This window comes from Micromonospora sp. WMMD980 (assembly GCF_029626035.1).
In the GTDB taxonomy this organism is placed as follows: Bacteria; Actinomycetota; Actinomycetes; order Mycobacteriales; family Micromonosporaceae; genus Micromonospora.
Genome location: NZ_JARUBE010000003.1, coordinates 4064585 through 4090274, shown reverse-complemented (window position 1 = coordinate 4090274; position 25690 = coordinate 4064585). Strand labels below are relative to the sequence as shown.

Genomic DNA, 25690 nt, shown 5'->3' with positions numbered 1-25690 from the left:
TCAGGACACCTCCCGCCGCATCGTGCGGACCAGGCCGGCGACCAGCGGCAGGACCATCCAGACGGCGAGCGAGACGCCGAGCCGACCCCACTGCCCGGCCGTCACGTCCGGGCTGAGCAGCGGCTCCATGGTGCGCGAGGTGTCCAGCCAGCCGGCCGGCTCGCGCAGCGCCTTGATCATCGCCGACAGCACGCTCCACACGGTCGGCAGCAGCAGGTACGTGACGATCGCCAGCGGCGTGTTCAGCAGCAGCAGGCCGAACCCGGCGCCCATCAGCACGTTCGCCACCTGGAACACCGCCGCGTACGGCAGCAGCCGCCAGTCGAACGTCCAGGCGCCGGCCCCGCCGGTGGCCTTGGCGGCGAGCGTGCCGGCGGCGGCGACGAGCAGGGTCACCAGCACCGAGGCGAGCGCGGCCAGCACCACCGCGGCGAGCTTGGCGACGATCACCCGCTCCCGGCGGGGCACCAGCGCGAACGTGGTCAACGCCGTCCGCTGGGACCACTCGCCGGTGATGGAGAGGATGCCCAGCACCGGCAGCAGCAGCCCCACCGGCAGCAGCGACGGCGTGAAGAACGCGGTGAACGTCTGCTCCGGACCGTCGGTGACGAAGAGCTGGACCACCACGATGGCGACCGCGATCAGCCCGATGCTGATCAACAGCCAGCGTCCGGCCCGGGTGTCGACGAGTTTGCGCAGCTCCACGCCGGTCAGTCGGCCCAGCGACGGGCCGGCGACCGGCTGGTGCCGCGTCGGCGTGGCGGTGGGAACTCCAGCGGTGGCGGTGGTCATCGGACGGCCTCCTTGGTCGACGCGCCGGCGGTGAGGGTGAGGAAGAGCTGCTCCAGGCCGCCGGTGCCGGCCGGCCGCAGCTCGGTGAGGACCAGCCCGGCGTCGGCCGCGGCCTGGCCGACGGCCACCGGCTCGGCCCGGACGACGAAGCCGCCGTCGGTGCCGGCGGTGGCCGGGAGCGCGGCGCGGTCCAGGGTGCGGCGCAGGGCGTGCTGGTCCCGGGCGCGGACCAGGGTGCCGGCGCCGGCCAGCAGCTCGTCCTTGCCGCCCTGGGCGACCACCCGGCCGCCGCCGATCACCACCAGCCGGTCGGCCACCGCCTCCACCTCGCGCAGCAGGTGCGAGGAGAGCAGCACCGTGCCGCCCCGGTCGGCGTAGTCGCGCAGCAGGCCGCGCATCCAGTAGATGCCCTCCGGGTCGAGGCCGTTGGCCGGCTCGTCCAGGATCAGCACCCGGGGGTCGCCCAGCAGCGCCAGCGCCAGGCCGAGCCGCTGCCGCATGCCGAGCGAGTACGCGCCGACCCGTCGCCGCGCGGCGGTGTCGTTCAACCCGACCAGGTCCAGCTTCGCGGCCACCTGTGCCCGGTCCACGCCCATGGTGCGGGCGGCCAGGGTGAGCGTCTCCCGGCCGGTGCGGCCGGCGTGCTGGGCCGAGGCGTCGAGCAGGACGCCGATCTCCCGCCCCGGGTTGGGTAGCTGCCGGTAGGGCCGGCCGGCCACCGTGGCCCCGCCGGAGCTGGGCGGCGTCATCCCGCAGATCATGCGCATCGTGGTGGACTTGCCGGCGCCGTTCGGGCCGAGGAATCCGGTCACCGTGCCCGGTTCGCAGCGGAAGGTGACATCTTCGACGGCGGAGTGCGGGCCGTACCGCTTCGTCAGATGGTCGACTTCGATCATGCCGAGAAGCCTGCCGGGGCCATCCGGTGATCCGCTGCGGCCGGCGGTCGCCGCCGGCACCGACCTCGGTTCACCGCAGACGTCGACTTTGGTAGCTGGTAGCCGGTCCGGACGGCTCCCTAGCATTGGGCAGGTGAGCAGCGTTGTCCCACCCGACCACCCCTGGCTCCTGCCGGGCTCCCTGGTGCCCGCCCGGGCGCCCCGCCGTACCCCGCGGGACTGGCTCGTCGACGGCCTGCTGTTCCTGATCGCGTTGCTCTGGGTGGCGGTCGCGCACGACGACGCGGTCAGCCGGGACCCGGAGTTCGCGCTCAACATCGGGCCGGACTGGCTGATCGGTGTCGACCTGATCGTCGGACTGCTGGCGACCGGGGCGCTCTGGCTGCGCCGCCGCTGGCCGGTCGGGCTGGCCGTGGCCACCGCGCCGCTGACGTTCTTCTCGGTCACCGCCGGGGCGGCGCTGCTGATCGTGCTGTTCACCGTGCTGGTGCACCGGCCGCTGCGGGTGGGGCTGACGCTTGTCGCCTGGAACGTGGTCACCTCGCTGCCCTTCATCGCGCTTCGCCCCGACCCGGCCATGCCGCTCTGGGCCGCCACGGCCTGGACCGTGCTCTTCCTCGGCATCGTGGTGGCGTGGGCGCTGTTCGTCCGGGCCCGCCGCCAGCTCGTGCTGTCGCTGCGCGACCGCGCCGAGCGGGCCGAGGCCGAGCAGCAGCTCCGGCTGGACCAGGCCCGGCACCTCGAACGCGGCCGGATCGCGCGCGAGATGCACGACGTGCTCGCCCACCGGATCTCGCTGCTCAGCCTGCACGCCGGGGCGCTGGAGTTCCGCCCGGACGCGCCGGCCGACGAGGTCGCCCGGGCGGCCGGGGTGATCCGGGCCAGCGCGCACGCCGCGTTGCAGGACCTGCGCGAGGTGATCGGCGTGCTGCGGGCCGAGGGGGGCTCCGAGGCCACCCCGGAACGGCCGCAGCCGACGCTCGGCGACGTGCCGGCGCTGGTCGCCGAGAGCCGGCAGGCCGGGGTACGCGTCAGCGTGGTCGACGAGGTGACCGAGCCGGCCGAGGTGCCGGTGGCGATCGGGCGCAGCGCCTACCGGATCGTGCAGGAGGGGCTCACCAACGCCCGCAAGCACGCGCCCGGCGCGGTGGTGACGGTCCGGCTGGCCGGCGGCCCCGGCGGCGGCCTGGTGGTCGAGATCAGCAACCCGTGGCCGGTGAGCGGGCCGGCGACCGCGATTCCCGGCACCGGCACCGGGCTGGTCGGCGTCGCCGAGCGCGTCTCGCTCGCCGGCGGCCGCCTCGACCACGGGCGGAACGCCGACGGCGACTTCCGGCTGACCGCCTGGCTGCCCTGGGCGGTCCCCGCGTGAGCGGGCTGAGTGGGCCGGTGCGGGTGCTGATCGTCGACGACGACCCGCTGGTCCGGGGCGCGCTGTCGATGATCCTCGGCGGGGTGCCGGACCTGACCGTGGTGGGCGAGGCCACCGACGGCGCCGAGGTGCCCGCGGCGGTCGCCGCGCACGCCCCGGACGTGGTGCTGATGGACATCCGGATGCCCCGGGTGGACGGGCTGGCCGCCACCGAGGCGCTGCGGGCCTCGGCGGACCCGCCCGAGGTGCTGGTGCTGACCACCTTCGACGCCGACGAGCAGGTGCTGCGGGCGTTGCGCGCCGGGGCGAGCGGCTTCCTGCTCAAGGACACCCCGCCGGCGGAGATCGTGGCGGCGGTGCGCCGGGTCGTGGCGGGGGAGGCGACGCTGTCCCCGGCGGTGACCCGGAAGCTGATCGCTCACGTGACGGCCGCCGCGCCGACGCCCGGCCCGGATCCGAGGCGGGAGCGGGCGGTGCGGCTGCTGGGTGGGCTGTCCGAGCGGGAGCGGGAGGTGGCGCTGCTGCTGGGCCGGGGGCGGACCAACGCGGAGATCTCCGCCGAGCTGTTCATGAGCGTGGCGACCGTGAAGGCGTACGTGTCGCGGCTGCTCACCAAGCTGGAGCTGAACAACCGGGTGCAGGTGGCGCTGCTGGTGCAGGACGCCGACCCGGCCTGACCGGGAAGTCTCTCATTATTGATAGTATCAAGGATGAGACTATCGTTAACGAGAGCTTCGTGGTGATCGCATGGATGGGTTCGTCGGCAGGACTCGTGAGCTGGCGCAGCTCGACGGGATGCTCGGCCGGGTGGCGCGCGGCGGTCGAGCCGGGCGGCCGGGGCGGGCGCTGCTCATGCGTGGGCGTCGCCGGGTGGGCAAGTCGCGACTCGTGGAGGAGTTCGTCGAACGCGTGGATGTGCCCCATCTGTTCTTCACCGCCTCGGCGCAGCCGACCGCCGCCGCCGATCTGGCGCTGTTCGTGTCGGCTGTGGCGGGCTCGACGCTCCCGGGCGCGGGACTGTTCGCGGGGCAGGCACCGGCCACCTGGGACGCCGCACTCACCCTGCTTGCCGCCGCGTTACCCAACGACCGGCCGAGCGTCGTCGTGCTCGACGAGATGCCCTATCTGATCGCCACTGATCCTGGCTTCGAGGGAACCTTGCAGAAGGTCTTCGACCGTGAGTTGTCCCGCCGGCCGGTCCTGTTGATCTGCGTCGGGTCCGATCTGGCGATGATGGAGGCGCTGAACGACTACGGGCGTCCCTTCCACCAGCGCGCCACGGAAATGGTGGTACCACCGCTCAGCCCGGCCGACGTGGGTGAGATGCTCGAACTCGCGCCTGCGGACGCGATCGACGCCTATCTCGTCACCGGCGGTCTGCCGCTCGTGGTCGACGACTGGGCGCCTGGCGAGGGTTTGCGCGATTACCTCGCCGGTGCGGTCAGGGACTCCACTTCCGCCCTGCTCGTGAGCGGCGAGCGGGCCCTCGCCGCCGAATTTCCCCCGCAGTCCCAGCCGGACCTGGTGCTACGCGCCATCGGGGCCGGGGAACGCACCTTCTCGTCGATCGCCCGAGCCGCGGGCGGCATCCCGCAGGCGTCGCTGCATCGTGCGCTCCGACTGCTCACCGACAAGCGGATCGTCGAGGCAGCCCTTCCGTTGTCCACCCGGGCCTCCCGCGAGACCCGCTACGTCGTCGCCGATCCGCACCTGCGCTTCTGGCTCGCCTTCCTCGGGCCCTACCTCTCGGAGATCGAGCGTGGTCGAGGAGACCTGACGCTGGCCCGGATCGACTCCTCGTGGACCTCCTGGCGAGGGCGTGCGGTCGAACCGGTTGTCCGAGAGTCGTTGCGCCGGCTGCCGTCCGGGCACCTGCCGGCCGACACGGCGGTGGTGAGCGGCTTCTGGACCCGTACCAACGATCCCGAGATCGACCTCGTCGGCGGCGACCGAGGGCCGGTGGCCAAGCGGATCACCTTCGTGGGCTCCGTCAAGTGGCTGGAGCACGGGCCGTTCGACGCACACGACCTGAGCCGGCTCCTCCACCACCGCGCACAACTGCCGGGAGCCGACGAGCACACTCCGGTCGTCGCCGTGGTGCGCAGCGGGCGTGCGGTCGACGGTGTGACCGTGCTCGGGCCGGAGGAACTGCTCACCGCGTGGCGGGATTGAACTCCTGCCGGTGTCCGGCCGTACCAGTGGACGAGGATGTGGTGCGGCCGGTCCGCCGCACCGCTGCCGAGCTGCGGGAGGCCTGCCGTGCGAGTTGGTGAGCAGTCGAGGGATCCCATCGACCAGATCCTGGGCGACGTGCCGGTGCCGGCGACGTTGACCCCCGAGGACGTCCGCCTGGCTGTCCGGGCGGTGGTGGTGCATGCCGCCGAGGAGTGGCCCGCGGGGCCGAAGTGCCGCAACGACGGGGCGGCGTTCCCCTGCCGGCTGCACCGCTGGGGCCGGCGGGTGCTGGAGACACACGGGCTGAACGAGCGCCAGATCGACGCGCTGGTCCGGCACGGCAACCCGTTCGTGCACGTGCCGTTCCCGTTCGTGCTGAGCGGGCCGTCGACGGCCCGCCCGGGTGCGGCTCCCCGCCCGGGTTCGGCGCAGCCCGTCCGTCCCGGCTCGACCGCCCGGCTCGCACCCGGCCAGGTGCCGCGCGGGCCGGTCCCGCGGGTCACCGCCCCGCCGGTACGCCCCGGCGTCGGCCGGCCGACGCGCGCCACCGGGTCGAGCACGCCACCGGCTCCGGTGGCCCGACCGCGCTGGCCCAGGGCGAGCTGACCCCCGGCGTGCGGGCCGGCGCGGCGATGGCCGCGCCGGCCGGGCCGGGCCGGGACGGCGGCCCGACGCGGGGAGCCCCCACTCCCGCGTCGGGCCGTCCGGCGTGTGCCGTCAGTTGACCCCGCACTTCGGGGCGGACCAGTCGGTGGCGTTCGGTGACTTGTCCTTGGTGTTCTCCCGGCGGGAGTCCACGTGCACGTGGTCGCCGTGGTCCGGGTAGCCGGGGCCGTAGATGCCGCTGAAGCCCCGGTCCCGGGCCGAGCGGGCGATCTCGCAGAGGGTCCGGCTGCGCGAGGTCAGGTCGGCCGCGCCGCCGTACAGGTGCTGGCTGTCCGAGGCGCCGCCGACCTGCCGGTTGCAGGCGATGCTGCGGAAGCCGCTGGTGACGTAGAGCGGTTTGTCGCCGAGGCTGCGCCGCAGCGCCTCCAGCTTCCACATGGCGCGCAGCGCGTTCTCCCGGGTGGCCGACGCCGAGAGCGGCCCCCCGCTCCACCCGCCCTTGCCGCAGCCGTTGTCCAGTTCGGCGTAGCTGAAGTGCTTCGGCGTGCAGTCGTCGTCCTGCAGGGCGTAGATCTTGGCGAACGTCTGCGGGCCGGCGACGCCGTCGGCGCGCAGTCCGTACGCGGCCTGGAAGCGCCGTACGGCGGCAGCCGTCTCCGGTCCGTACCGCCCGTCGACCCGCACGATGCCGCCGTATCCGGCCCAGCCGGCCACCCGGATCTGGAGCTGCCGGACGTCGGTGCCCGAACTGCCCGAGGCGAGCGTCCGGGTCCAGGTGTAGCAGCCGTCGGCGTGGGCCGGTGGCGCGGCGACGGCGGTCGCGACGGCGGCCCCGGGCAGGGCCAGCGCGAACGCGACGGCCGCCCGCTTCAGGGTGTTGACGCGCACAGGAGTCCTCCCGATGAGAGAGCGGATCTGAGGCCGGGACGGGCGGAAAGACCGGTACGTCCCGTCCTTCCCACCGTGACAGCCCACCGGGGGCTTCGTGGCGATTAGCGGAAATTGTTCTCACATTCGGTCCTGGTCGGAGGGCGCGGTAACGTCTGCTCCCGGGCCCGGTTCGCGCGGGGGAGGTGGGCGTTGGCACGTGGCGGCGTGTTCTGCGTCGAGGGGCAGTGGCACCGCGACCTCAACGAGCGCGGGTCCGTCCTGCCCACGCTCGACCTGCTCGAACGGCTGGGCCGGATCCGCTACATCCACAAGGACGCCGCCACCCGCGACGAGCTGTTCTACTTCCTCGACCGCTGGCTGCTCAAGCAGTACGCCGACCACCGGGTCGGCTTCTTCGCCATGCACGGCGAGCCGAGCCGGCTCTGCCTCACCGACTGGGATTCGGTCGAGCTGTCCGACGTGGCCGAGCGGATGGCCGGTCGCGGCGAGGGCCGTCGCCTCTACTTCGGCAGCTGCTCCGTGCTGCGCGCCTCCGACGCCACGCTCCGCGAGTTCCTCGACGTGACCGGAGCGGCGCTGATCTGCGGCTTCACCCGCGACGTCGACTGGGTCGAGTCGGCCGCCTTCGAGACCGTGCTGCTCGACGTGCTGGCCAACGGGCAGCGGCACAACGCGGCCGAGCTGCGGATGGGCTCGGCACACTGGGCGCCGCTGGCGGCGTACCTGGGTTTCCGGGTCATCTACGCCAACGGCCGGGCCTGGCGGCCCACCGCGCGCCCCCGCGTGCCCGAGCAGGTCTCCCCGCGCCGGGCCGCCGCCCGCCCGCGCTGAGATCCGCCCCCGGGCCTGGTAGAACCGAGGGATGCCACGCAGCATCGCGCGCAACACCCGGGTCGACCGGGACGCCCTGACCGAGTTCCTCCGCCCCCGGCACCGCGTCGTGCTGATGACGACCCGCGCCGACGGCCGCCCGCAGTCCTCCCCGGTCTCCTGCGGGGTCGACGCCGAGGGCCGGCTGGTCGTCTCCAGCTATCCCGAGCGGGCCAAGGTGACGAACATCCGCCGTGACCCCCGCGTGTCGGCGTGCGTGCTCTCCGACGACTGGAACGGTCCGTGGGTGCAGGTCGACGGCGTGGCCGAGGTGCTCGACCTGCCCGAGGCGCTGGAGCCGCTCGTCGACTACTTCCGCAGCATCTCCGGCGAGCACCCGGACTGGGACGAGTACCGGGCCGCCATGGTCGCGCAGGGCAAGTCGCTGATCCGGGTCACGATCGAGTCGTGGGGTCCGATCGCCACCGGCGGGTTCCCGGCCCGGCTGGCCGACTGATCAGTACGCGGCGGTGAACCGCGCGTTGCCGAACCTCGGGTTCTCGATCTCGTCCACGATCGCCACCGCCAGGTCCTCGTAGGTGAGCACCGACCGGCCCTGCGCGTCGGTGACCGGGTGGTCGGTGCCGGTGCGGTAGTGCCCGGTCCGCTCGCCGGGGTGGAACTCCAGCGGCGGTGGTGAGACGTACGTCCAGGTCACGCCGTCGGCCGAGGAGCGGTAGAACTCCAGGGCGTCGGCCTGCCCCCGCGCCGAGTCCCGGTATTCGGCCGGGAAGTCCGGCTCGTCCAGGAACCGGGTGCCGTTCGGGGTGAGCAGCGTCGAGCCGCCGCCGACGTGGATCACCCGGGGCGGGTCGGGCAGCTCCCGGAGCGTGTCGACGATCGTCCGCGCGGCGTCGCGCCACAGGTCGCGCTCGCCGCCGCCGATCGCGACCACCAGCACGTCCGCGTCCTCGGCCAGCTCGCGTACGCTTCGCGCCGAGGTCGCGTCGCCGGTCACCGTGCGCACGCCGGGCGGCAGGTAGCCGACCGCCTCCGGGCGGCGGACCGCCGCGGTGACCCGGTGCCCCCGCTCGACCGCCTCGGCGGCGATCCGGGAGCCGGCCGTCCCGCCGGCGCCGAACACGACGATGTCGCTCATGCCTCACAGGCTAGGCAGCGGGGCGGCCGGGCGGCTGCGGTTCCGCCGGAACCGGCACGGCTCAGTCGACCAGCGCCGAGTAGACGAGCTGACGCAACTGGCTGCGCAGCGGGTAGGTGCTCGACGGCATGAGCTGGGTGAAGAGCAGCGCGGTGACATCCTCCACCGGGTCCACCCAGAACGCGGTGCTGGCCATGCCGCCCCAGTAGTACTCGCCCACGCTGCTGGGCACCCGCGACGGAACCGGGTCCAGCACCACCGCGAAGCCCAGCCCGAAGCCGATCCCGTCGAGCACGGTCTCGCTGAACCCCTCGGGGGAGAAGGAGGCGAGGTCCCGGCCGTCGGGCAGGTGGTTGCGGGTCATGAAGCGCAGCGTGCGGGGGCCGAGCAGGCGCACCCCGTCCAGCTCGCCGCCGCGCAGCAGGAACTGGGTGAAGCGGTGGTAGTCGGCGGCGGTGGAGACCAGCCCGCCGCCGCCGGAGTGCCAGCTCGGCTCCGCCAGCGCGCTCCGGCCGATCTTGTCGGCGCGGACCGCCTGGCCGGTCGCCGGGTGCGGGGCGTAGAGCGCGGCCAGTCGCTTGGCGTCCGCCGGGTCCACCCACCAGCGGGTGTCGGTCATCCCGAGCGGGCGCAGGATCCGCTCGGTGAAGAACACGGCGAGCGACTGCCCGGAGATCACCTCGACCAGCCGGCCCAGCACGTCGGTGGAGACGCCGTAGTTCCAGCTCGTCCCGGGCTGGAACAGCAGCGGCAGCCGGGCCAGGCCGGTCGAGGCCGCGGCGAGGTCCGTGCCCGGCGGCACGCCCAGGTCGAAGCCGGCCGCCCGGTAGAGGCCGTCGACCACCGAGACCTGGGCGAAGCCGTACGTCAGGCCGGCGGTGTGGGTGAGCAGGTGCCAGACGCGGATCGGCTCGGTCGCCGGCACGGTGTACGGCTTGAGCACCGAGCCCCGGTCGTAGACCCGGACGTCGGCGAACTCCGGCAGCCAGCGACCGACCGGGTCGTTCAGCTCGAACCGGCCCTCCTCCCAGAGCATCATCGCGGCGACCGAGGTGATCGGCTTGGTCATCGAGTAGATGCGCCAGAGCGTGTCCGCCTCGACCGGCGTACCGGCCTCCCGGTCGCGCTGCCCGTACGTCGAGGAGTGGGCGACCTCGCCCCGGCGGGTCACCACGACCTGCCACCCGGCGAGCCGACCGTCGTCGACGTAGCGGGCGAAGTGCTCGTCGATCCGCGCCAACCGGGCGGGATCGAAGCCGAGACGGCCGGGGTCGGTGCTCACTGCGACGCTCACGCCCGCGAACCTACCCGCCGGTACGGCGAGCCGGAAGTGTCCGCCGGACACACTAGTGTCGGCGGCATGCCGGAGCTCGCCGAGGACGTCACCTACCGCGACCAGGACTGGTACGCCGAAGAACTGGTCGACAGGCACTTCGTGCGCTGCGAGTTCCTCCAGGTCGACCTGACCGAGGCGGTCAGCCGGGGCGCGATCTTCACCGAGTGCGTCTTCGGCAACGTGGCGTTCAACGCCTCCCGGCACACCGACTCGGCGTTCACCCGCTGCACGTTCACCCGCTGCAACCTCTTCGAGGCCGAGTTCACCGGCTGCAAGCTGGTCGGCAGCAGCTTCGACAGGTGCGACACGCGACCGCTGCGGATCGACCGGGGCGACTGGTCCTTCGTCGCCCTGCCCGGCGCCGACCTGCGCGGGGCGCGCATCACCGGCGTGCGGATGCGCGAGGTCGACCTGGCCGGCGCCGACCTCACCGGTGCGGTGCTCACCGGGGTCGACCTGTCCGGCGCCCACCTGCGCGGCGCCAAGCTGACCCGTGCCGACCTGCGCGGCAGCGACCTGTCCACGCTCGACCCGACCGCCGTCGAGCGCGCCGGGGCGCGGGTCGACGTCGAGCAGGCCGTCTCGCTCGCCCAGGCGCTCGGATTTCAGGTCGGCTGACGCGCGGGGCCCGGTGCGCCACGGAACCTCCCGTCACGCTCGGTAACGAGATCCTGGGCTGAGTCACTCGCGAGCGGCATACCCGGGAGTCACGGCGATGACGCTGAGATATATCGGTTTCGACGCTCCGTTTCTTCTCGACGTGACGCGCCCGGAGCGACCGGTGGAAAATCTGTCCCGCTCCGACGGCTTTTCGAAGATCGAAGCATGTGTCATCCTGCCCTGCGGCGAGCCATGGTGACGGGCCGCCCGCGCCTGCGGCCGAGGGAGGGGCGTTGGCTGAGGACGACAGCACGCAGTCCGGAATCCGGGTCGGTGGCTGGCTGCCCGCCGTTCCGGCCGGGCCGGCCGCCACGCCGCCCCCGCCCGCCGGGCCGCGTCGTCTGCCCGAGGATCCGGACCTCGCCGGACCAGGTGTGGCCGGGCCCGCGCCGCTCGGGGCGACGTCCGAGCGGGTGCCGCTGGTGGGGCCCGCGCCGACCGGACTCGGAGCGGCCGCCCCGGCCTCCGGCCGACCGTCGGCGCGGGCCGAGCGGGACACCTGGCGGCCCCCGGGCGGGTCCGGGTCCACGGGTGGGTACCCGTCGGGTGGGGGAGCGGCGCCGGGCCGGCACACCGCCCCGGAGAGCCTGCGCGCACGGCTCGCCGGGCTGGGCGGGCCGCTCGCGGTCCGGCTGCGCGCGGCGTACACCCGGTGGCGAGTTCTCGGGCCGGCGGCCGGGACCGCCCCGGAGAGCCCGGCCACCCGCGTCGGCGCGGCCCGGGCCCGGCGTCGGCGTCGGCGGGCGGTGCTGGTCGCCGCGGCGCTGACCGCGTCGGTGGCGGCGCTTGCCTACTCCGCCCGGCCGCCGGCCGCGCCCCCGCGCCGGGCGGGCGTGCCGGCGGCGGCGCCGACGGAGCCGACCGCGGCGCCGGCCACCGTGGTGCCCGAGACGGGTGAGCCGGCGCTGCCCGGCGGTCCGCTGCTCACGGTGGACCAGCAGGCGGTGCCCGCGGCGGTGTCACTCAGCCTGCTCGGCACCCGGGACTGGCGGCACTGGGGCGGCGCGGGCGCGGACAGCGTGCAGCGCAAGCAGCGGGGCACCGGGGAGATCCAGGACCCGGGCGGCCCGCGGCTGGAGCACAACGCCGGGGTGTCGACGCTGACCTGGACCGACGGCACCCCGCAGGCCCGGGAGGAGGGCACCCGGGCGGGGGTCTTCCAGCGGGGCGCCGGGAAGTCCTTCTCGCTCGCCGTGGCGGGCAGCGGGGACCTGCGGACGGTCCGGCTGTTCGTCGGCGTGTTCTCGGCCGGCGCCCGGCTCGACGTATCCCTCTCCGGCGGGGGCGACCCGGCCGTCCGGGAGGTGGCGCTGGCCCGGGGCGACCGCTTCCACCAGTACGTCATCCACTTCCGGGCCCCGCGCGGGGCACGGTTGCTCATCACGTGGCGGGCCCTGACCGTGACCGGTGGGGAGAACGACGGGGTGTCGCTGGAGGCGGTCACGGTAGGCTGACCGCCCGCGCGAGCGGTGCGCCCGACTACCGCTTGGTAACGAACTGGAAACGCCCGTCGGCTCACATATGGCGCAAAGGGCCGGCCGGTGACACCGTGAAGCCCGTCGCGCTCCGGCCGCTCCCGAACGGCGCAGCGCTACACGAAGCGGAGGTGTGGTGGGCGACGAGGACCGTCTGCGACCCGGCCCCGGCTCGCACCGCGACGCCCGCCCGCGCACCCGGTCGGCGCTGCGCCGGTGGCGGCGCCGGCGGCGGCTGATGCTGGAGGGCCTGGTCGCGTTCCTCTGCCTCGCGGCGCTGGTCGCCTATCTGGGCGCCGAGCGGCACGACACGCCCCGCGAGGAGAGCGCGGTGCTGCCGGTGGCGCCGACCGGCCGGGTCGGTCTGCCCAGCGAGGGCGACGGCGCGGTCGCCACCCCGGGTCTGCGTCCCCGCCAGCGTCCGCCGTCGCCGAGCCCCACACCGTCCACCGTGGCTCCCACCACCGCGGCGCCGCCGACCGTCGCGGTCAGCCGCGCCGAGGTGCCCGCCCGGGTCGACCTCACCGCCGTGGGCACCGTCGACTGGGTCCAGTGGGGGCTGCTCGGCGCCGACCGGCCGGTCCGCAAGCGCGGCGGGTCCGGCGAGATCCGGGACGAGGGCGGCCGCGGCAAGCGGGAGAGCTTCAGCAACAACCCGGAGGAGTACGCCTGGCGGGACGGCGTCCCGGTGGCGTCGGCCAGCGGCACCATGTCCGGGGTCTACACCTGCGACCGCGGCAACGGCTTCCGGCTGGCGGTGACCGGCAACGATGAACCGCGCACGGTGCACCTCTACGCCGGGCTCTGGATGGCCCGCGGCCGACTCGACGTGCGGGTGGCCGGCGGTCCGGCCAGCACCCTCCGGATGGAGGACCCGCACACCGCGATGACCGCCGACTTCACCGTCCGGTTCCGGGCGCCGCGCGGCGTGAAGCTGCTGCTGAGCTGGACCGTCGAAGAGTCCCTCGGGCAGTGCGGCAACGTCAGCCTCCAGGCCGTCGCGTTGCGCTGACCGCCGTTACCTCCCGGGTAATCGACCCGGCGTGGCTCGTCCGCGCAGAATCGGTGACACCTGCCGCGCCGGTCCGCCGGCGCCGTCACCCGGGGAGGGGCCGTGCCCGCTTTCGCGCTCGCCAACCTGCGTCCGACGCAGCTCAACGAGGAGATCCTGGAGTACATCGAGAAGGTGCAGTCGACGTTCGCGCCGTTCGGCGGGCGGTTCCGGGTGCACGGAGCCGACCCGGAGGTCCTGGAAGGACACTGGCCGGGCACCGTGGTGATCGTCGAGTTCCCGGACGTCGAGCGGGCCCGGGCCTGGTACGCGTCGCCCGCGTACCAGGAGATCCTGCCGTTGCGGACGCGGAACATCGAGGGCGAGACGATCATCGTGGACGGGGTCGGCCCGGACTACGACGCCGCGCGGACCGCCGCCCGGATGCGGGCGTCGCTCGGCTGAGCCATCGGGACAGTTTGTCCGTCGCGGGCCGGGTCGGGCGTCGTACGTTCTCGATGTCCCGCCCGGCCATCCACTGTGGAGGCTAAACCGATGAGCCGCCCCGCGCCCGTAACCCTCGCCCGCCAGCCCGCCGACGGCGGCGCGCTGCGGGAGATCCCGCTGCCGCCGTACGTGACGGTCGAGGACGTCCAGTTCGCGGTGCGGGCGGTGGTGGTCCACGCGCCCCGGACCTGGTCGGGCGGGACGATCTGCCGCAACGACGCCAGCCCGCACCCGTGCCGGCTGCACCGTTGGGGGCGGCGGGTGCTCGGCCTGCGCGGGCTGCCGCCGGCCGAGATCGACGCGCTCGTCGAGCGGGGCGACCCCACCGCCGACCCGCGCCCGTACCGGCCCGGCGCCTGAGCGCCCGACCGGTCGGTCCGGCCCGGTCAGCAGCGGACCGGCTTCACCCAGGAGCACTCCCGCCCCTCCGGCACGCGCGGCGCCTCCGGCGCGCTCGGCACCGTCCGCCGGGCCGTCGCGGTCTCCTTCTCCGAGTACGTGGCCAGGGCGATCGCGATCTGGTCCTCCAGCCCCTTGACCGACGAGGTCAGGTAGTTGTTGAGGACGATCGAGAAGGCCAGCAGCCGGCCGTCGGCGTCGGTGACGTAACCGGAGAGGCCGGAGACACCGGTCAGGCTGCCGGTCTTGGCGTGCACGTTGTTCGCGGCGGCGGTGCCGGCCATCCGGCTGCGCAGCGTCCCGCCCACGAAGCGGTCGGCGTTGCCGGCCACCGGCAGCGCGGCATACCAGGTGTCGAACCAGGGCTCGGCGCGGACCGCCGAGAGCAGCGTGACGAACTGCGCCGGCGGGATCAGGTTGCGGCGGGAGAGGCCGGAGCCGTCGCGCTGGCGCAGCGTGCCGGTGTCCATCCCGGCGTCGCCGACGTACTCGCCGATCGCGGTCAGGCCGGCGGACCAGGTGCCCGAGCCGGAGAGCACCCGACCCAGCTCCTTGGTGAGCACCTCGGCGTGCCCGTTGTTGGAGAGCTTGAGGAACGGCACCATCAGGTCGGCCAGCGGCATCGAGTCGTGCCGGGCCAGCGGCCGGGCGTCGTCCGGGGTGGCGGCGCCGAGCACCGTACGGCCCAGCACGCGGACGCCGTGCCGGCGCAGCGCGGAGCGGAAGACGTCGGCGGCGTACCCGGTCGGCTCCCAGACCGTCACCCAGTCGCTCTCGGCGGCCTGCCCGACCGCGATCTGGCCGGTCACCACCACGGTGTTGCTCCCGTGCTCCCGCTCGATCGAGAGGGTGGTCTCGCCGCCGGCCACGGTCGCGGCCCGGTTGTCGACGCGCAGCCAGTCGTTGTCCGGGGTCATCGTGATCTTCGGCCGCGCGCCGGCCCGGGCGCCGGGCGTGGCGTTGACGATCACGGTGCCGGCGTCGTAGTCGGTGTCCGGCGCGACGGTGAGCGCGGACACCTGCGCCGCGTAGTAGTAGGGCTCGTCGTCCCAGGTCCAGTCCGGACCCAGCCGGCTGCGGTCGTAGCGGGTGTCGTCGGCGACCAGATCGCCGGTCACCACCCGGACGCCCGCCGCGGCGACCTGCGCGGCGAGCCGGTCGTAGTCCGCCGCGAGGATGGTCGGGTCACCCCCGCCGCGCAGGTAGAGGTCGCCGGAGAGCAGCCCGGCACGGCGCGGCCCGCCGGCGCTGACATCGGTGGTGAAGCGGTGCCCCGGGCCGAGCAGTTCCATCGCCGCGGTCGAGGTGAGCAGTTTGGTGTTGGAGGCCGGGACGAGTCGCCGGTTTCCGTTGCGGTCGTAGAGCGTGCGGCCGGTGGCGGTGTCGACCACGACCACGCCGGCCTGCGCACCGTCGAGCCGGCTGTCCGCGAGGACCGCGTCGATGGTCGCGTGCAGCCGGGTCTGCGCCGGGGTGGGCGCTTCGGCCGTGGCGTTCGGGGCGCCGGCGGTGGCCGCGGTGGCGACCAGCACCAGCGCCGCGAGGGCCCGGGGAAAGAGACGACGATGCATGTGGAGATGCTGTCATGGAGCTTTCCTGCGGGATAGATCCCAGAGCGAAAGTTTCCGTCAGGCTCAGGCTCAGGCTCAGGGTCGCGGCGTGGCCACCCGTGCCGCCGGCCCTCGCCCACCCGTGCCCGGACGCAGGATCAGCGGTGCGACCAGGGCGGCGAGCGCGCCGCCCAGCAGCGGGAAGACGATGAACACCCAGAGTTGGCGCAGCGCCGAACCACCCTCGAACAGGGCCGGGCCGAACGATCGGGCCGGGTTGACCGACGTGCCGTCCAGGGTGAGACCGACCAGGTGGGCCCCGGCCAGGGCCAGGCCGATCGGCACTCCGGCGAACGCGGCGTGCTCGCCGCGACCGGTCACCACCAGCACCACCAGGACGAAGAGGAACGTCAGCACCGTCTCCAGCACGGCGGCGCCACCCAGGTTGATGTGCACGCCGTACCCGTTGGTGCCGAGCGCGCCGGTCTGGTCGACCACGTCACCCCACCGGGTGAGCGCCCAGATCACGAACGCGGCGACGGTCGCGCCGGCGAACTGCGCGATCCAGTACGCCACCGCCCCCAGTGGGGAGATCTTCCCGGAGAGCAGCACACCCAACGTGACGGCCGGGTTGATGTGGCCGCCGGAGAGCGGCCCCATCGTGTAACCAGCGCCAGCATGGTGACGCCGAAGGCCAGGGCGACCACCACCACGCCGCCCTCGACCCGGGCGAAGACGGCGCTGCCCACGCCGAAGAAGGTCAGCAGCAGCGAGCCGAGGAACTCGGCGGCGTACCTGCGCGGGTCGCCCATACCCCGAGCTTAGGGAGCCGCCGGCCATCCGGAGGGGGAAACGCCTGTTCACGCCGGCCGCAGCCGATCATCCTGCTCTATTTGACGGATCCACCGGCAGCGGGCACGGTGGGTGGGGAGGGGCCGTCCGACCGCCCCCCTTCCGTGCGGCGAACACCGCTTCGTCCGCTTCCTCCGGTCGCGAGCCGACCGCGCGGGCCGAGTCGCCCGCGAGCCTTCGCACCCCAGCCATGAGGAGTTCCGCCATGCTGACCATGACCGACAACGCCGTCCTGGTGATCCGCGACCTCGCCGCCCAGCAGGACCTCGCCGAGGCGGGCGGGCTGCGGATCGCCGCGGACACCGAGGCCGGGTCGCTCTCCATCGAGCTGGTGCCCGAGCCCGTGCGGGGTGACCAGGTGGTGGACACCGAGGGGGCGCGGATCTTCCTGGACTCCGACGCCGCCGAGCTGCTCAACGACACCGCTGTCGACGCGGTCGTGGACGACGAGGGCGTCGTCCAGTTCGGGTTCACCGAGAAGGAGTGACTCAGCCGGCGCTGCGGGACTCCCCGCGGCGCTGCGGCCGGCCGGCGCGCCCCCACTCCGGGGCGTCCTGGTCGGCCCGCCAGGAGTCGCCGCGCCGCTCCCGGTCCGGCCCGACCAGCGTGGCCAGCACGTACGCCAGGTGGTGCGAGGTGCTCCAGGCGATCCAGTAGACCTCGGAGCCGGCGCCGGCGCCGCGCCGCGCCCGGCGCAGCACCTCGTGGTCGCCCCACGAGAACCCCGCCCCGGCCGCCGGCCAGTGCGGGGCGGCCACCAGCGTGCGGCACAGGTCGGCGAAGCGCTCGTCGCCCCGCCCGCCCCGCCGGGACCAGCGGTAGATCCACCACGCGCCACCCGCCGCCCAGCGCAGCGTCGGCAACCGGTCGCCCGGGCCGTCCGCGTCGCGTACCGCGCAACCCACCCCGTAGTCGCCGTAGCCGAGCCGCAGGTCGGCCAGGCGCTGCCAGAGCATCCAGTCGAATCGGTCCAGGCGGACCGGTTCGTCGGTGGGCAACCGGGACAGCGTCGGTGGCATCCCACCCGCCGCGAGGGTCACCGACCGCCAGGCGTGCCGCCGGGCCCACTGGGCCGCGCGCCGCACGCGCGGCTCGGCCAGCCGGACATCGGCCAGGCAGCACACGTCTCCCGCGTCGAGCAACAGGTCGCACTGTTCCGGCGCCAGCCCGGTCGACCGCCACACCCGCTCCGCCGCCGCCGTGGTGGCGTCCGGCCCGGCGCGGTCCGGGCCGGTCCGCAGCCGGACCACCGCACGACCCGCCCAGGCCCGCGCCGCCGCGCCGTGGGCCGCCAACCGCCTGTCACTCTCCGCGAGACCGATCACCGGCACCAGCGGTACGCCCCAGCGGACCGGATCGTGTTCCGGGGCGTCGGGCAACGCGGACGCGTCGACGGCGGGCAGGATCCCGGTGGGGAGCCGCCCGAGCGCGTCCGGCGTGCCCGGGTCGGTCGAGGTGACGTCGACGATCGGCGCGAGAAGGCCGACGGCGGTGTCGTCGAGGTGGGTCAGGGCCTCGAGTTCGCCCCGGCGAGCGGCCAGCACGGGACGGTAGACCGGGTCCGGCGGCCGGCCGCCGGGTACGGGCACCATACTTCAATGTAGCGACTCGATTGCTCTGCGTCACCAGGGCGTTGGTCCGGGCGCGGGGACGGCCATTGACAGCCCGCAGGAGGCGGTGGTGGCATGGTCTCCGCGGGCACGGCCGGGCATGGACGGGCACCCATGACCACTCCTGAGCCGCCCCGTGCCCGGGTCGGCCCGCCCGGAAGGCCAACCCATGATCCCGCAGTCCCGCCTCCGGCTCGTCGCGGCGCTGGCCGCCGGCGCCGCCGCGCTGCTCGTCGCCGGTCAACTGCCGGCGCTCGCGGTCGACGACCCGCCCGCCCCGGTGACCGGCAACGCCACCCACTTCGACGGTCTCGGCTCCCCGTACGGTGGCTGCGGCCTGCCGCAGTCCGAACTGGACTCTCCGGACTTCGTCGCGCTCAACGTCTACGACCTGCCCGGCGACTACACGTCCTACCCGGTCCGGCCGCTGCCGCCGGACCAGGCGGACCGGGTGGGACTGTGGAACAACGGTCTCAACTGCGGCCGGTTCGTCCAGGTGACCATCGGCGACCGCTGCACCGGCACGAACGACGGCGCGCCGGGGCAACCGTTCTGCCGCAACGGTTCCTGGGTCGCCGACGGCTACGACGGCGCCACCCTGACCATGGTGGTCGCCGACTCCTGCGGCGACGGCAACGCCTGGTGCCGGGACGACCGCAACCACCTGGACCTGTCCACCGGCTCGCTGAACCGCTTCGCAAGGGCCGGCGTGCCGGTCGGCGACCTCTACCCGAACCACTGGAACAACCGGCGGGTGTCCTGGTCGTTCGTGCCGGCGCCCGGCTACTCCGGTGACATCCGGATCGCGTTCCTGCGGGGCGCGCAACGCTACTGGCCGGCCATCGCGGTCTCCCACCTGGCCAACGGCATCCACGGCGTCGAGTACCTGGCGGACGGGGTGTGGCGGGCCGCCGCCATGAACAGCGACATGGGCCAGTCGTACATCCTGGGCGCCACCACCGCGGGCGGCACGGACTTCCAGATCCGGGTACGGGATGTCACCGGCGCGCTCGTCAACGGCGGCCGGGTCTACCGGTTCGCCCTGCCCGCCGCGTGCGGCGGCACCTGCTCGGCCGCGTACACGCCGGTCGCCTACACCACGTCGGACGGCTCGACGGGCTCGCCCAGCCCCACGGTCCCACCGAGCCCGACCGTCCCACCGAGCCCGACCGCGACGCCGACCGCCACCACCACGCCGCCGTCCGGGTCGAGCTGCGCGGCGACCTGGACGGTCACCGGCGCGTGGGCCGGCGGCTTCCAGGCCGAGGTGAGCGTCCGCAACACCGGCACGTCCGCCGCGGCCGGCTGGAGCAGCGAGGTCGCCTTCGCCGGCGGGCAGCGGCTGGTGAACGCGTGGAACGCCACGGCCACCCAGTCCGGCGCGCGGGTGACCGCCACGAACGCGGCCTGGAACGGCGCCCTGGCGGCCGGCGGTGTCACCAGTTGGGGGCTGGTCGTCTCCGGTGACAACCAGCCGCCCGCGGAGCTGCGCTGCACCCTGCGGTGAACCGCGCGGGCCGGGTGCGGAAGGTTCCGCACCCGGCCTCCGGGTCGACCGCTCGACCGGCGCGGCGCCCGGGCGCCGCCGTCCAGTCGTTCCGTGTCGGTCGTGGTGCCGTCCAGTTGTCCCGTCGGTCGTCGGTCGTCGGTCGTCGGTCGTCGGTCGTCGGTCGTCGGCCGCCGGCCGCCGGGCGCGGACTGGTCGTCGGGTAGGACACCCGACCCGGTTGCGGGGCAGACCCGGTGACTTGGACCGCCGCACCCGCCTCGCCGTCACCGGCTGGCTCGCCACGAGCCCGCGGCGACGCTCGTCGGGCTCGCCGCCGTCGACCTGGTGGGTGCGACATCACCGGCACGGCCGGCGGGGTGCGCACCGAGCAGGACGTGGCGCGCGCGTTCGCCGTACCCGAGGCGGGGCCGAGCGGCGCGGGTTCGGGACGGCCTGCGGCAGTGTGCTCGCCGAGTGCGGAACCGCCGGGGTGCGCGTGGTGACCTGCCGCGACGCGGTGCCGGTCAGCGACGTCCACGACTGACGTTTCAGCAGCTCAGAGGCGTCTACTGTCCGTGATCGGACAGGGCTGTCGCTGGTTGACGGGTGGCCGCGCGGCATAGCGTCGACAGCAGCAGAGTGATCGCCGCTGATCGCCGGGACGCACCACGAACGCCTCCCGCCGGCGCACCGGTGGGAGAGAGGATCACCATGCCCAGCCCCAGACCGAGGAGGGGATCGCCCGGTCAGCCCGCCCCGAACGCGCAAGAGGCCGCGCGGGTCGACACCGAGATCAATTCGTGTGCGGCGGTCGGGCTGCCGGCCACCGCCCGCGTGCTGTTCGCCGTGGTCGACGCGAACGGCACCCTGATCCGTGGCCTCGGGGCCACCTCGTCCACCCGGCTCGCGGCCGGGATGTACCAGGTCGCCTTCGACCAGGACGTCGCCCGGGCGGCGTACGTCGGGACCGTGGGCCCGGCCACCGGCGGTGGGCTCGCCCAGCAGGGCGTCATCACCGTGGCTCCCCGGGCCGGCATCGCGAACGCGGTCTTCGTCGAGACCCACGCCGCCGGCGGGCACGCGGACCGCCCGTTCCACCTGGCCGTGCTCGCCTGACCGGTACACGAGCGCGCGGCGCCGCACGACCCCGAGGTCGAAGCGTCGCCGCGCTCTGGCCGTCTCCCACCGGCGCAGCCGTACGGCGGTACGTCAGCGGGGACCTGGCTCGACCGGCCCGTCCCGCACCGGTCTTGTCGCCAGCAGATGCCCTTTCTCGGCGCGCTCAAACCCGAGCGTCGTGGGGAATTCCACCATCTGCCACTCCCGGCGTGGCGGGCGCGGGATCGGGGTATGTGCCGGCCATGGAGCATTTCACGATCGCGACCGTCGCCGAGAAGAGTCCCGACTTCCGCCGTGTGCTCTGGACCGGGGAGCACACCCAACTGGTCATCATGACCATCCCGCCGGGCGGCGAGATCGGCGAGGAGGTCCACGAGGGCATCGACCAGATCCTCACCTTCGTCAGTGGCACCGGCGAGGCGCGCGTGGCCGGGGAGAAGAAGGAGGTCGTCGCCGGGGACCTGGTCGTCGTGCCGTCCGGCACGAAGCACAACTTCGTCAACACCGGGCCGAACCCGCTGGTGCTCTACACCGTCTACGGCCCGCCGGAGCACGCCGACGGCGCGGTGCACACGACGAAGGAGGAGGCGGACGCCGCCGAGGAGGCCGGCGAGGACGAGCCGCCGACGTCCTGAGCGCGGGCGCGCGTGTTAACAGGGGGCCCCTCCTCTACCGGAAGCGTTAAGAAGGGGCCCCTCCTTACACCAGGCCGGGGTATTTGATGCCGGCGCCGGTGTTGAGGACGACGACCCGCTCCCCGGGCCGGATCCAGCCGCCGGCACGCAGGTGCCGGGCCGCGGTCAGGCAGGTCGCGCCCTCCGGGCACAGCAGCAGCCCCTCCCGGGCGGCGAAGTTGCGCAGGTCGCCGAGGATCTCCGCGTCGTCCACCGCGATCGCGGTGCCGCCGGTCTCCCGTAGCGCGTCGAGGATCAGCTCGTCGCCGAGCGGGGCGGGCACGGTGATGCCGAACGCGACGGTGTGCGCGTCCGGCCACGGGGTGACCCGGGCCTCGCCGGCCGCGAACGCTCGCACGACCGGCGCGCAGCCGGTCGACTGGACGGCCACCAACCGGGGCAGCCGGTCCTCCACCCAGCCCAGCTCGCGCAGCTCGTGCAGCGCCTTGTGGATGCCGATCAGCCCGACGCCGCCGCCGGTCGGATAGATGATCACGTCGGGCACCTGCCAGCCGAGCTGCTCGACGATCTCGTAGCCCATCGTCTTCTTGCCCTCCAGCCGGTAGGGCTCGCGCAGCGTGCCGGCGTCGAAGATCCGTCCGCCGGACGCGGCGACCAGCGCGGCGATCTCCCGGCCGGCGTCGTTGATCAGGCCGTCGATCAGCCGCAGGTCCGCCCCGGCGGCGAGGCACTCCTGCCGGCAGATGGTCGGCGCGGCCAGCGGCATGGCGATCGTCGCGCCCATTCCGGCCCGGGCCGCGTACGTCGCCCAGGCCGCGCCGGCGTTGCCGTTCGTCGGCATGGCGATCCGTTCGACCCCCAGCTCCCGGGCCCGGCTCACGCCGACCGCCGCGCCCCGGGCCTTGAACGACCCGGTCGGCGTGAGCCCCTCGTCCTTGACGATCAGCTCGTCCACCCCGATCTCGTGGCCGTAGGCGGGGGCGTGCCACAGTGGCGTCCAGCCCTCGCCCAGCGTGGTCACGAACCGGGGGTCGGCCACCGGCAGCAGTTCCCGGTAGCGCCACAGGTCGGCCGGGCGCAGCCCGAACCGTTCCGGGGACGTGGTGGCGGCCACCGCCGCCAGGTCGTAGCGGGCCAGCAGCGGGGAACCGCAGCCGCACAGGTTCTGCGGTCTGTCGGCCGGGTGGTCGAGGCCGCAGCGCGGGCACTCCAGGTGCGTCAGGTGCACGGTGGTCCTCAGCTCGCGTCGATGCTCAGCCAGTGCCGGCTGCGCCGACCCGGTTCGTACTCCGAGTCGAGGCGCTTCGCCACCACTCCCGGGAGCCCCTGCTCACGGGCGGCCCGCAGGGCGTCCGCGCCGACGCCCGGGAACCACGGCGGAGTCTGCCAGTGCGGGCCGGCCAGCGCCAGCGAGTCGAGCAGCCCACGGCGTTGCGCGTACGGCACGTCCAGGCTCGACACGCCCTCCAGCCAGAGCAGGTCGACGGCGAGGAACTGGCCGTCGCGCCGGGTCGGCGGGCGCAGCCGCCCGGCCGGATCGATCCGCACCAGCACCCCGTCCAGCACCGCCTCGGTGGGCGCCAGCCCCTCGGCCATCGCCCGCAACCAGGGGTACGCCCCGGTGACGTCCGCGTCGTCGCCGTCGAGCAGCCGCAGCCGGCCACCGGAGACGTACGCCATCGCCCGCACGCCCGCCCAGCGCGGCTCGTACCCCCAGGCGGCGTCGCGCGGCAGCCGCTTCCCCTCGGCGGGCCGCATCGGGCGGAGCAGCCCGGGCATCGGCGTCCAGCCCGGCGGCGCCGGGTCGGTACGGCGGACCATCCAGTCCCGGCCGCCGGTGGCGAACAGGACGTAGCGGCCCTTCGTCCGCTCGCCGTCCAGCACCACGACCACCTCGTCGTCGCGCCACTTCTCCGCGCGGTAGGTGCCGCTGTCGTGCACGGTCATCCGCCCGCCGCCGTACTCCCCGGCCGGGATCTCCCCGGCGAACGTCAGGTATTCCATCGGATGGTCCTCGGTGTGCACGGCGAGGTGGTTGCGGCCCGGGTCGCGGGGCAGGCCGCGCGGCACCGCCCAGGAGGCCAGCACGCCGTCTTGCTCCAGCCGCAGGTCCCAGTGCAGGCTCCGGGCGTGGTGCTGCTGGATGACGAAGCGGGGCGCGCGCCCCGTCGGCCGCTTCCGGCGCGTCGCCCCCGCCGGCACCGGTTCCGGGGTACGCGCCGCGTCCCGCTTGCGCCGGTAGTCCTCCAGCCGGTCCGCCACGCCCGTATTCTCCGGCACGTCCGGCCGGCGCGCCGGCATGGCGGCGACGATCAGGGGTAGAACCGTCGGCATGGACCTCGACCAGCCCACCCTTCCCCTCACCGGCGACGTCCGGATCCCGATGCTCGGCTTCGGCACCTGGCAGGCGACGGGTGAGGACGGCTACCAGGCAGTGCTCGCCGCGTTGGACGCCGGCTACCGGCACCTCGACACCGCCACCATGTACGGCAACGAGAAGGAGGTCGGGCGCGCGGTCGCCGAGAGCGGACTGCGCCGGGAGGACCTCTTCATCACCACCAAGCTGCCGCCGGACCGGGTGGGCCGGGAGCGGGAGACCATCGAGGCCAGCCTCGACGCGCTGGGCACCGAGTACGTCGACCTGTGGCTGGTGCACTGGCCGCCGCCCGCGCCCGGCGACAGCATCCCGGTGTGGCGGGAGATGCTCGCCGCCCGGGACGAGAACCTGGCCCGCGCGGTGGGCGTGAGCAACTACTCGATCTCGCAGCTCGACGAACTGATCCAGGCCACCGAGGAGACGCCGGCGCTCAACCAGATCCGCTGGAGCCCGTCGCTGTACGACCGGCAGACGCACGTCGCCCACCGGGACCGGGGGGTGGCGCTGGAGGGCTACAGCCCGTTCAAGACCAGCGACCTGTCCGACCCGGTGCTGGCCCGCATCGCCCAGGCGCACGACGTCTCGCCCGCGCAGGTGGTGCTGCGCTGGCACATCGACCACGAGACCGTGGTCATTCCGAAGTCGGTCACGCCGGAGCGGATCCGGGCCAACGCCGACGTGTTCGGGTTCTCGCTGACCGCCGAGGAGATGCGCGACATCGACGCGCTCGGCGGCTGACGCCGCGTACGCGACGAAAGGGCGCGGTCCGGTGCGGACCGCGCCCCTTCGTGTCGTGGTGTCAGCCTCGGGCGCAGGTGGCGCCGTTGAGGGCGAAGCTGCTCGGCGCGGAGAAGCTGCCGTTCAGCGTGGCCTGGTAGCCGAAGTTGGTCGAGGCGCCCGGGGACAGGGTGCCGTTGTAGGCGACGTTCCGCGCGGTCACCGCCGAGCCGCTCTGCGTCACGGTGGCGTTCCACGCGCTGGTCACGTTCTGCCCGGAGGGCAGGTTGTAGGTGAGCGTCCAGCCGTTGATCGTGCTGGCGCCGGTGTTCTTGATCGTCACCTCGGCGGTGAAGCCGTTGTTCCACACGTTCGTCGACCGGTAGGTAACCGTGCAGGCCGTGTTGCCCGAGGGCGGCGGCGTGGTGGTCGGCGGCGTGCTGGTGGGCGGCGGGTTGCTGCCGGTGTTGACGCTCTGCGAGAACGAGTTCACCGCCAGCCCGACCCCACCCTGCCACGGCTCGAAGCCGGCCTGGATGCTGGTCAGGTACCAGTCGTTGGTGATCGCGCCCCGGTTGCGGGTGTCGTTGATGAACGCCATCGCGTCGAAGCTGAAGCTGGGGACGGCGGACGGCGCCACGTACGAGATGACGTTGTTGGAGCCGTTGCTGCCCCGCCAGACCTCCCAGGTCCGGCCGGCGACGCTGGCGTTGCCGACCGGTGAGCCGATGGGCTGGATGGAGCCCTGCCGGTTGAGCCAGATCATGATTTCCATCTGGTTGACGCCGTCGCGCTTGGGTGACGGGTCGAGCCAGATGTCGTACGCGGCGTCGTAGATCGCGCCGCCGACGTAGTTGTAGCTGATGCTGGCCGGCGCGCTGCTGATGTTCTTCACCTGGACCGGCAGGTTCGTGCCGGGGGAGCAGTTGGTGTAGTGGCAGCCCACGAAGATCGACGGGTAGGAGACCGGCGCCCCGTTGGTCGGCGCGGAGCCGTCCGCCCGGGTGATGGAGAAGCCGGTCGAGGTGACGTTGATGCACTGCTGGGCGCTCGTGCCCCAGCGGTTGTTCTGCACCACGTACTTGCCGCCGATGGTGGTGGAGCCGTACTGCTCGCAGATCTGGGTGTCGGCCGAAGCGGTGCCGCCGAGCGCGACGGCGACGATGCTGCCGGCGGCCAGCAGGCCGGCCGCGGCGAGGGCTCTGAGTGAACGCTTCATGATGCTCCTTGGTTCGGCGCGGGGGCGCCGGGACTGTCGGGGGGTACGTGCGG

28 protein-coding genes are annotated in these 25690 nt (G+C 74.0%); 17 read left to right on the top strand and 11 right to left on the bottom strand.

What is annotated here, in order from left to right; translation table 11 throughout:
• Both O7618_RS19135 and O7618_RS19130 read right to left on the bottom strand, forming a co-directional pair.
• Positions 1-792, bottom strand: a complete 792-nt coding sequence (locus O7618_RS19135; protein ID WP_278107475.1) for an ABC transporter permease — start codon at positions 790-792, stop codon at positions 1-3.
• On the bottom strand, positions 789-1688 hold the full coding sequence (locus tag O7618_RS19130; RefSeq protein ID WP_278107473.1) for an ATP-binding cassette domain-containing protein: 900 nt from the start codon (positions 1686-1688) through the stop codon (positions 789-791). The genes O7618_RS19135 and O7618_RS19130 overlap by 4 nt, the downstream gene beginning before the upstream one ends.
• 133 nt (positions 1689-1821) lie before the next feature.
• Here O7618_RS19130 and O7618_RS19125 point away from each other — a divergent pair, with 133 nt between their 5' ends.
• The 4 genes from O7618_RS19125 (at position 1822) to O7618_RS19110 (ending at position 5841) form a co-directional block, all read left to right on the top strand.
• Positions 1822-3060 carry a histidine kinase gene (locus O7618_RS19125; RefSeq protein WP_278107472.1) on the top strand — a complete coding sequence of 413 codons (1239 nt, stop codon included), beginning with the start codon at positions 1822-1824 and terminating at the stop codon, positions 3058-3060.
• Positions 3061-3065: 5 nt separating this feature from the next.
• Complete coding sequence (locus O7618_RS19120; RefSeq protein WP_278110069.1) at positions 3066-3737, top strand: response regulator transcription factor; 672 nt, start codon at positions 3066-3068, stop codon at positions 3735-3737.
• A 70-nt stretch (positions 3738-3807) separates the two neighbouring features.
• Positions 3808-5232, top strand: coding sequence for a DUF234 domain-containing protein (locus tag O7618_RS19115; RefSeq protein WP_278107470.1), 1425 nt, complete (start codon positions 3808-3810; stop codon positions 5230-5232).
• Between the two features lie 87 nt (positions 5233-5319).
• Positions 5320-5841: a hypothetical protein gene (locus O7618_RS19110; protein ID WP_278107469.1), complete on the top strand. Its 522-nt coding sequence runs from the start codon at positions 5320-5322 to the stop codon at positions 5839-5841.
• Positions 5842-5952: 111 nt separating this feature from the next.
• On the opposite strand, the gene O7618_RS19105 is transcribed toward O7618_RS19110, so the two are convergent.
• Entirely contained in the window at positions 5953-6729 is a 777-nt protein-coding gene (locus O7618_RS19105) for a D-Ala-D-Ala carboxypeptidase family metallohydrolase (protein WP_278107468.1), read from the bottom strand.
• Positions 6730-6921: 192 nt separating this feature from the next.
• Between O7618_RS19105 and O7618_RS19100 the strand changes: the two genes are divergently transcribed.
• Together O7618_RS19100 and O7618_RS19095 are read left to right on the top strand one after the other, a co-directional pair.
• Positions 6922-7563, top strand: a complete 642-nt coding sequence (locus tag O7618_RS19100; protein ID WP_278107467.1) for a hypothetical protein — start codon at positions 6922-6924, stop codon at positions 7561-7563.
• A gap of 31 nt (positions 7564-7594) precedes the next feature.
• Positions 7595-8059, top strand: a complete 465-nt coding sequence (locus O7618_RS19095; RefSeq protein ID WP_278107466.1) for a PPOX class F420-dependent oxidoreductase — start codon at positions 7595-7597, stop codon at positions 8057-8059.
• Here the strand turns inward: O7618_RS19095 and O7618_RS19090 are convergent, their stop codons facing one another.
• Both O7618_RS19090 and O7618_RS19085 read right to left on the bottom strand, forming a co-directional pair.
• Entirely contained in the window at positions 8060-8701 is a 642-nt protein-coding gene (locus O7618_RS19090) for an NAD(P)H-binding protein (RefSeq protein ID WP_278107465.1), read from the bottom strand.
• Positions 8702-8762: 61 nt separating this feature from the next.
• Complete coding sequence (locus O7618_RS19085; protein WP_278107464.1) at positions 8763-9995, bottom strand: serine hydrolase domain-containing protein; 1233 nt, start codon at positions 9993-9995, stop codon at positions 8763-8765.
• Between the two features lie 66 nt (positions 9996-10061).
• On the opposite strand from O7618_RS19085, the gene O7618_RS19080 reads away from it, so the two are divergent.
• The 5 genes from O7618_RS19080 (at position 10062) to O7618_RS19060 (ending at position 14030) form a co-directional block, all read left to right on the top strand.
• On the top strand, positions 10062-10655 hold the full coding sequence (locus O7618_RS19080; protein ID WP_278107463.1) for a pentapeptide repeat-containing protein: 594 nt from the start codon (positions 10062-10064) through the stop codon (positions 10653-10655).
• A 275-nt stretch (positions 10656-10930) separates the two neighbouring features.
• Positions 10931-12151 carry a hypothetical protein gene (locus tag O7618_RS19075; RefSeq protein ID WP_278107462.1) on the top strand — a complete coding sequence of 407 codons (1221 nt, stop codon included), beginning with the start codon at positions 10931-10933 and terminating at the stop codon, positions 12149-12151.
• 157 nt (positions 12152-12308) lie between these two features.
• Complete coding sequence (locus tag O7618_RS19070) at positions 12309-13184, top strand: hypothetical protein (RefSeq protein WP_278107461.1); 876 nt, start codon at positions 12309-12311, stop codon at positions 13182-13184.
• 102 nt (positions 13185-13286) lie between these two features.
• The gene (locus O7618_RS19065; protein ID WP_278107460.1) at positions 13287-13628 is read left to right on the top strand and encodes a DUF1330 domain-containing protein; all 342 of its coding nucleotides are present in this window, start codon (positions 13287-13289) and stop codon (positions 13626-13628) included.
• 90 nt (positions 13629-13718) lie between these two features.
• Positions 13719-14030: a hypothetical protein gene (locus tag O7618_RS19060; RefSeq protein ID WP_278107459.1), complete on the top strand. Its 312-nt coding sequence runs from the start codon at positions 13719-13721 to the stop codon at positions 14028-14030.
• A 26-nt stretch (positions 14031-14056) separates the two neighbouring features.
• Here the strand turns inward: O7618_RS19060 and dacB are convergent, their stop codons facing one another.
• Together dacB and O7618_RS19050 are read right to left on the bottom strand one after the other, a co-directional pair.
• Complete coding sequence (gene dacB / locus O7618_RS19055) at positions 14057-15640, bottom strand: D-alanyl-D-alanine carboxypeptidase/D-alanyl-D-alanine-endopeptidase (RefSeq protein WP_278107458.1); 1584 nt, start codon at positions 15638-15640, stop codon at positions 14057-14059.
• 75 nt (positions 15641-15715) lie between these two features.
• Complete coding sequence (locus O7618_RS19050) at positions 15716-16279, bottom strand: aquaporin (protein WP_278107457.1); 564 nt, start codon at positions 16277-16279, stop codon at positions 15716-15718.
• A gap of 18 nt (positions 16280-16297) precedes the next feature.
• Here O7618_RS19050 and O7618_RS19045 point away from each other — a divergent pair, with 18 nt between their 5' ends.
• Both O7618_RS19045 and O7618_RS19040 read left to right on the top strand, forming a co-directional pair.
• Positions 16298-16444: a hypothetical protein gene (locus O7618_RS19045; RefSeq protein ID WP_278107456.1), complete on the top strand. Its 147-nt coding sequence runs from the start codon at positions 16298-16300 to the stop codon at positions 16442-16444.
• 232 nt (positions 16445-16676) lie between these two features.
• A complete protein-coding gene (locus O7618_RS19040; RefSeq protein WP_278107455.1) occupies positions 16677-16958 on the top strand; it encodes an iron-sulfur cluster biosynthesis family protein in 282 nt (93 codons plus the stop codon).
• Between the two features lies 1 nt (position 16959).
• Here the strand turns inward: O7618_RS19040 and O7618_RS19035 are convergent, their stop codons facing one another.
• Positions 16960-18063 (bottom strand): hypothetical protein, encoded by a 1104-nt coding sequence (locus O7618_RS19035; protein ID WP_278107454.1) that lies wholly within the window; start codon positions 18061-18063, stop codon positions 16960-16962.
• A 187-nt stretch (positions 18064-18250) separates the two neighbouring features.
• Between O7618_RS19035 and O7618_RS19030 the strand changes: the two genes are divergently transcribed.
• The 3 genes from O7618_RS19030 (at position 18251) to O7618_RS19020 (ending at position 21324) form a co-directional block, all read left to right on the top strand.
• Complete coding sequence (locus O7618_RS19030; RefSeq protein WP_278107453.1) at positions 18251-19588, top strand: cellulose binding domain-containing protein; 1338 nt, start codon at positions 18251-18253, stop codon at positions 19586-19588.
• 693 nt (positions 19589-20281) lie between these two features.
• Positions 20282-20686 carry a hypothetical protein gene (locus O7618_RS19025; RefSeq protein ID WP_278107452.1) on the top strand — a complete coding sequence of 135 codons (405 nt, stop codon included), beginning with the start codon at positions 20282-20284 and terminating at the stop codon, positions 20684-20686.
• A gap of 245 nt (positions 20687-20931) precedes the next feature.
• Positions 20932-21324: a cupin domain-containing protein gene (locus O7618_RS19020; protein WP_278107451.1), complete on the top strand. Its 393-nt coding sequence runs from the start codon at positions 20932-20934 to the stop codon at positions 21322-21324.
• A 64-nt stretch (positions 21325-21388) separates the two neighbouring features.
• Here O7618_RS19020 and O7618_RS19015 read toward each other — a convergent pair whose 3' ends face one another.
• Together O7618_RS19015 and O7618_RS19010 are read right to left on the bottom strand one after the other, a co-directional pair.
• Complete coding sequence (locus O7618_RS19015) at positions 21389-22552, bottom strand: threonine synthase (protein ID WP_278107449.1); 1164 nt, start codon at positions 22550-22552, stop codon at positions 21389-21391.
• An 8-nt stretch (positions 22553-22560) separates the two neighbouring features.
• Entirely contained in the window at positions 22561-23586 is a 1026-nt protein-coding gene (locus O7618_RS19010; protein WP_278107448.1) for a DNA polymerase ligase N-terminal domain-containing protein, read from the bottom strand.
• A 70-nt stretch (positions 23587-23656) separates the two neighbouring features.
• Between O7618_RS19010 and O7618_RS19005 the strand changes: the two genes are divergently transcribed.
• Positions 23657-24439 carry an aldo/keto reductase gene (locus O7618_RS19005; protein WP_278107447.1) on the top strand — a complete coding sequence of 261 codons (783 nt, stop codon included), beginning with the start codon at positions 23657-23659 and terminating at the stop codon, positions 24437-24439.
• Positions 24440-24500: 61 nt separating this feature from the next.
• Here the strand turns inward: O7618_RS19005 and O7618_RS19000 are convergent, their stop codons facing one another.
• On the bottom strand, positions 24501-25637 hold the full coding sequence (locus O7618_RS19000; protein ID WP_278107446.1) for a cellulose binding domain-containing protein: 1137 nt from the start codon (positions 25635-25637) through the stop codon (positions 24501-24503).
• Positions 25638-25690: the final 53 nt, after the last annotated feature.

Excerpts from the sequence above, each read along its gene's own strand:
- O7618_RS19095 (WP_278107466.1), top strand. The coding sequence starts at position 7,595 with ATGCCACGCAGCATCGCGCGCAACACCCGGGTCGACCGGGACGCCCTG.
- O7618_RS19030 (WP_278107453.1), top strand. The coding sequence starts at position 18,251 with ATGATCCCGCAGTCCCGCCTCCGGCTCGTCGCGGCGCTGGCCGCCGGC.
- O7618_RS19080 (WP_278107463.1), top strand. The coding sequence starts at position 10,062 with ATGCCGGAGCTCGCCGAGGACGTCACCTACCGCGACCAGGACTGGTAC.
- O7618_RS19005 (WP_278107447.1), top strand. The coding sequence starts at position 23,657 with ATGGACCTCGACCAGCCCACCCTTCCCCTCACCGGCGACGTCCGGATC.
- dacB (WP_278107458.1), bottom strand. The coding sequence starts at position 15,640 with ATGCATCGTCGTCTCTTTCCCCGGGCCCTCGCGGCGCTGGTGCTGGTC.
- O7618_RS19130 (WP_278107473.1), bottom strand. The coding sequence starts at position 1,688 with ATGATCGAAGTCGACCATCTGACGAAGCGGTACGGCCCGCACTCCGCC.
- O7618_RS19050 (WP_278107457.1), bottom strand. The coding sequence starts at position 16,279 with ATGGGGCCGCTCTCCGGCGGCCACATCAACCCGGCCGTCACGTTGGGT.
- O7618_RS19060 (WP_278107459.1), top strand. The coding sequence starts at position 13,719 with ATGAGCCGCCCCGCGCCCGTAACCCTCGCCCGCCAGCCCGCCGACGGC.
- O7618_RS19135 (WP_278107475.1), bottom strand. The coding sequence starts at position 792 with ATGACCACCGCCACCGCTGGAGTTCCCACCGCCACGCCGACGCGGCAC.
- O7618_RS19090 (WP_278107465.1), bottom strand. The coding sequence starts at position 8,701 with ATGAGCGACATCGTCGTGTTCGGCGCCGGCGGGACGGCCGGCTCCCGG.
- O7618_RS19020 (WP_278107451.1), top strand. The coding sequence starts at position 20,932 with ATGGAGCATTTCACGATCGCGACCGTCGCCGAGAAGAGTCCCGACTTC.
- O7618_RS19035 (WP_278107454.1), bottom strand. The coding sequence starts at position 18,063 with ATGGTGCCCGTACCCGGCGGCCGGCCGCCGGACCCGGTCTACCGTCCC.
- O7618_RS19115 (WP_278107470.1), top strand. The coding sequence starts at position 3,808 with ATGGATGGGTTCGTCGGCAGGACTCGTGAGCTGGCGCAGCTCGACGGG.
- O7618_RS19025 (WP_278107452.1), top strand. The coding sequence starts at position 20,282 with ATGCCCAGCCCCAGACCGAGGAGGGGATCGCCCGGTCAGCCCGCCCCG.
- O7618_RS19045 (WP_278107456.1), top strand. The coding sequence starts at position 16,298 with ATGGTGACGCCGAAGGCCAGGGCGACCACCACCACGCCGCCCTCGACC.
- O7618_RS19000 (WP_278107446.1), bottom strand. The coding sequence starts at position 25,637 with ATGAAGCGTTCACTCAGAGCCCTCGCCGCGGCCGGCCTGCTGGCCGCC.
- O7618_RS19040 (WP_278107455.1), top strand. The coding sequence starts at position 16,677 with ATGCTGACCATGACCGACAACGCCGTCCTGGTGATCCGCGACCTCGCC.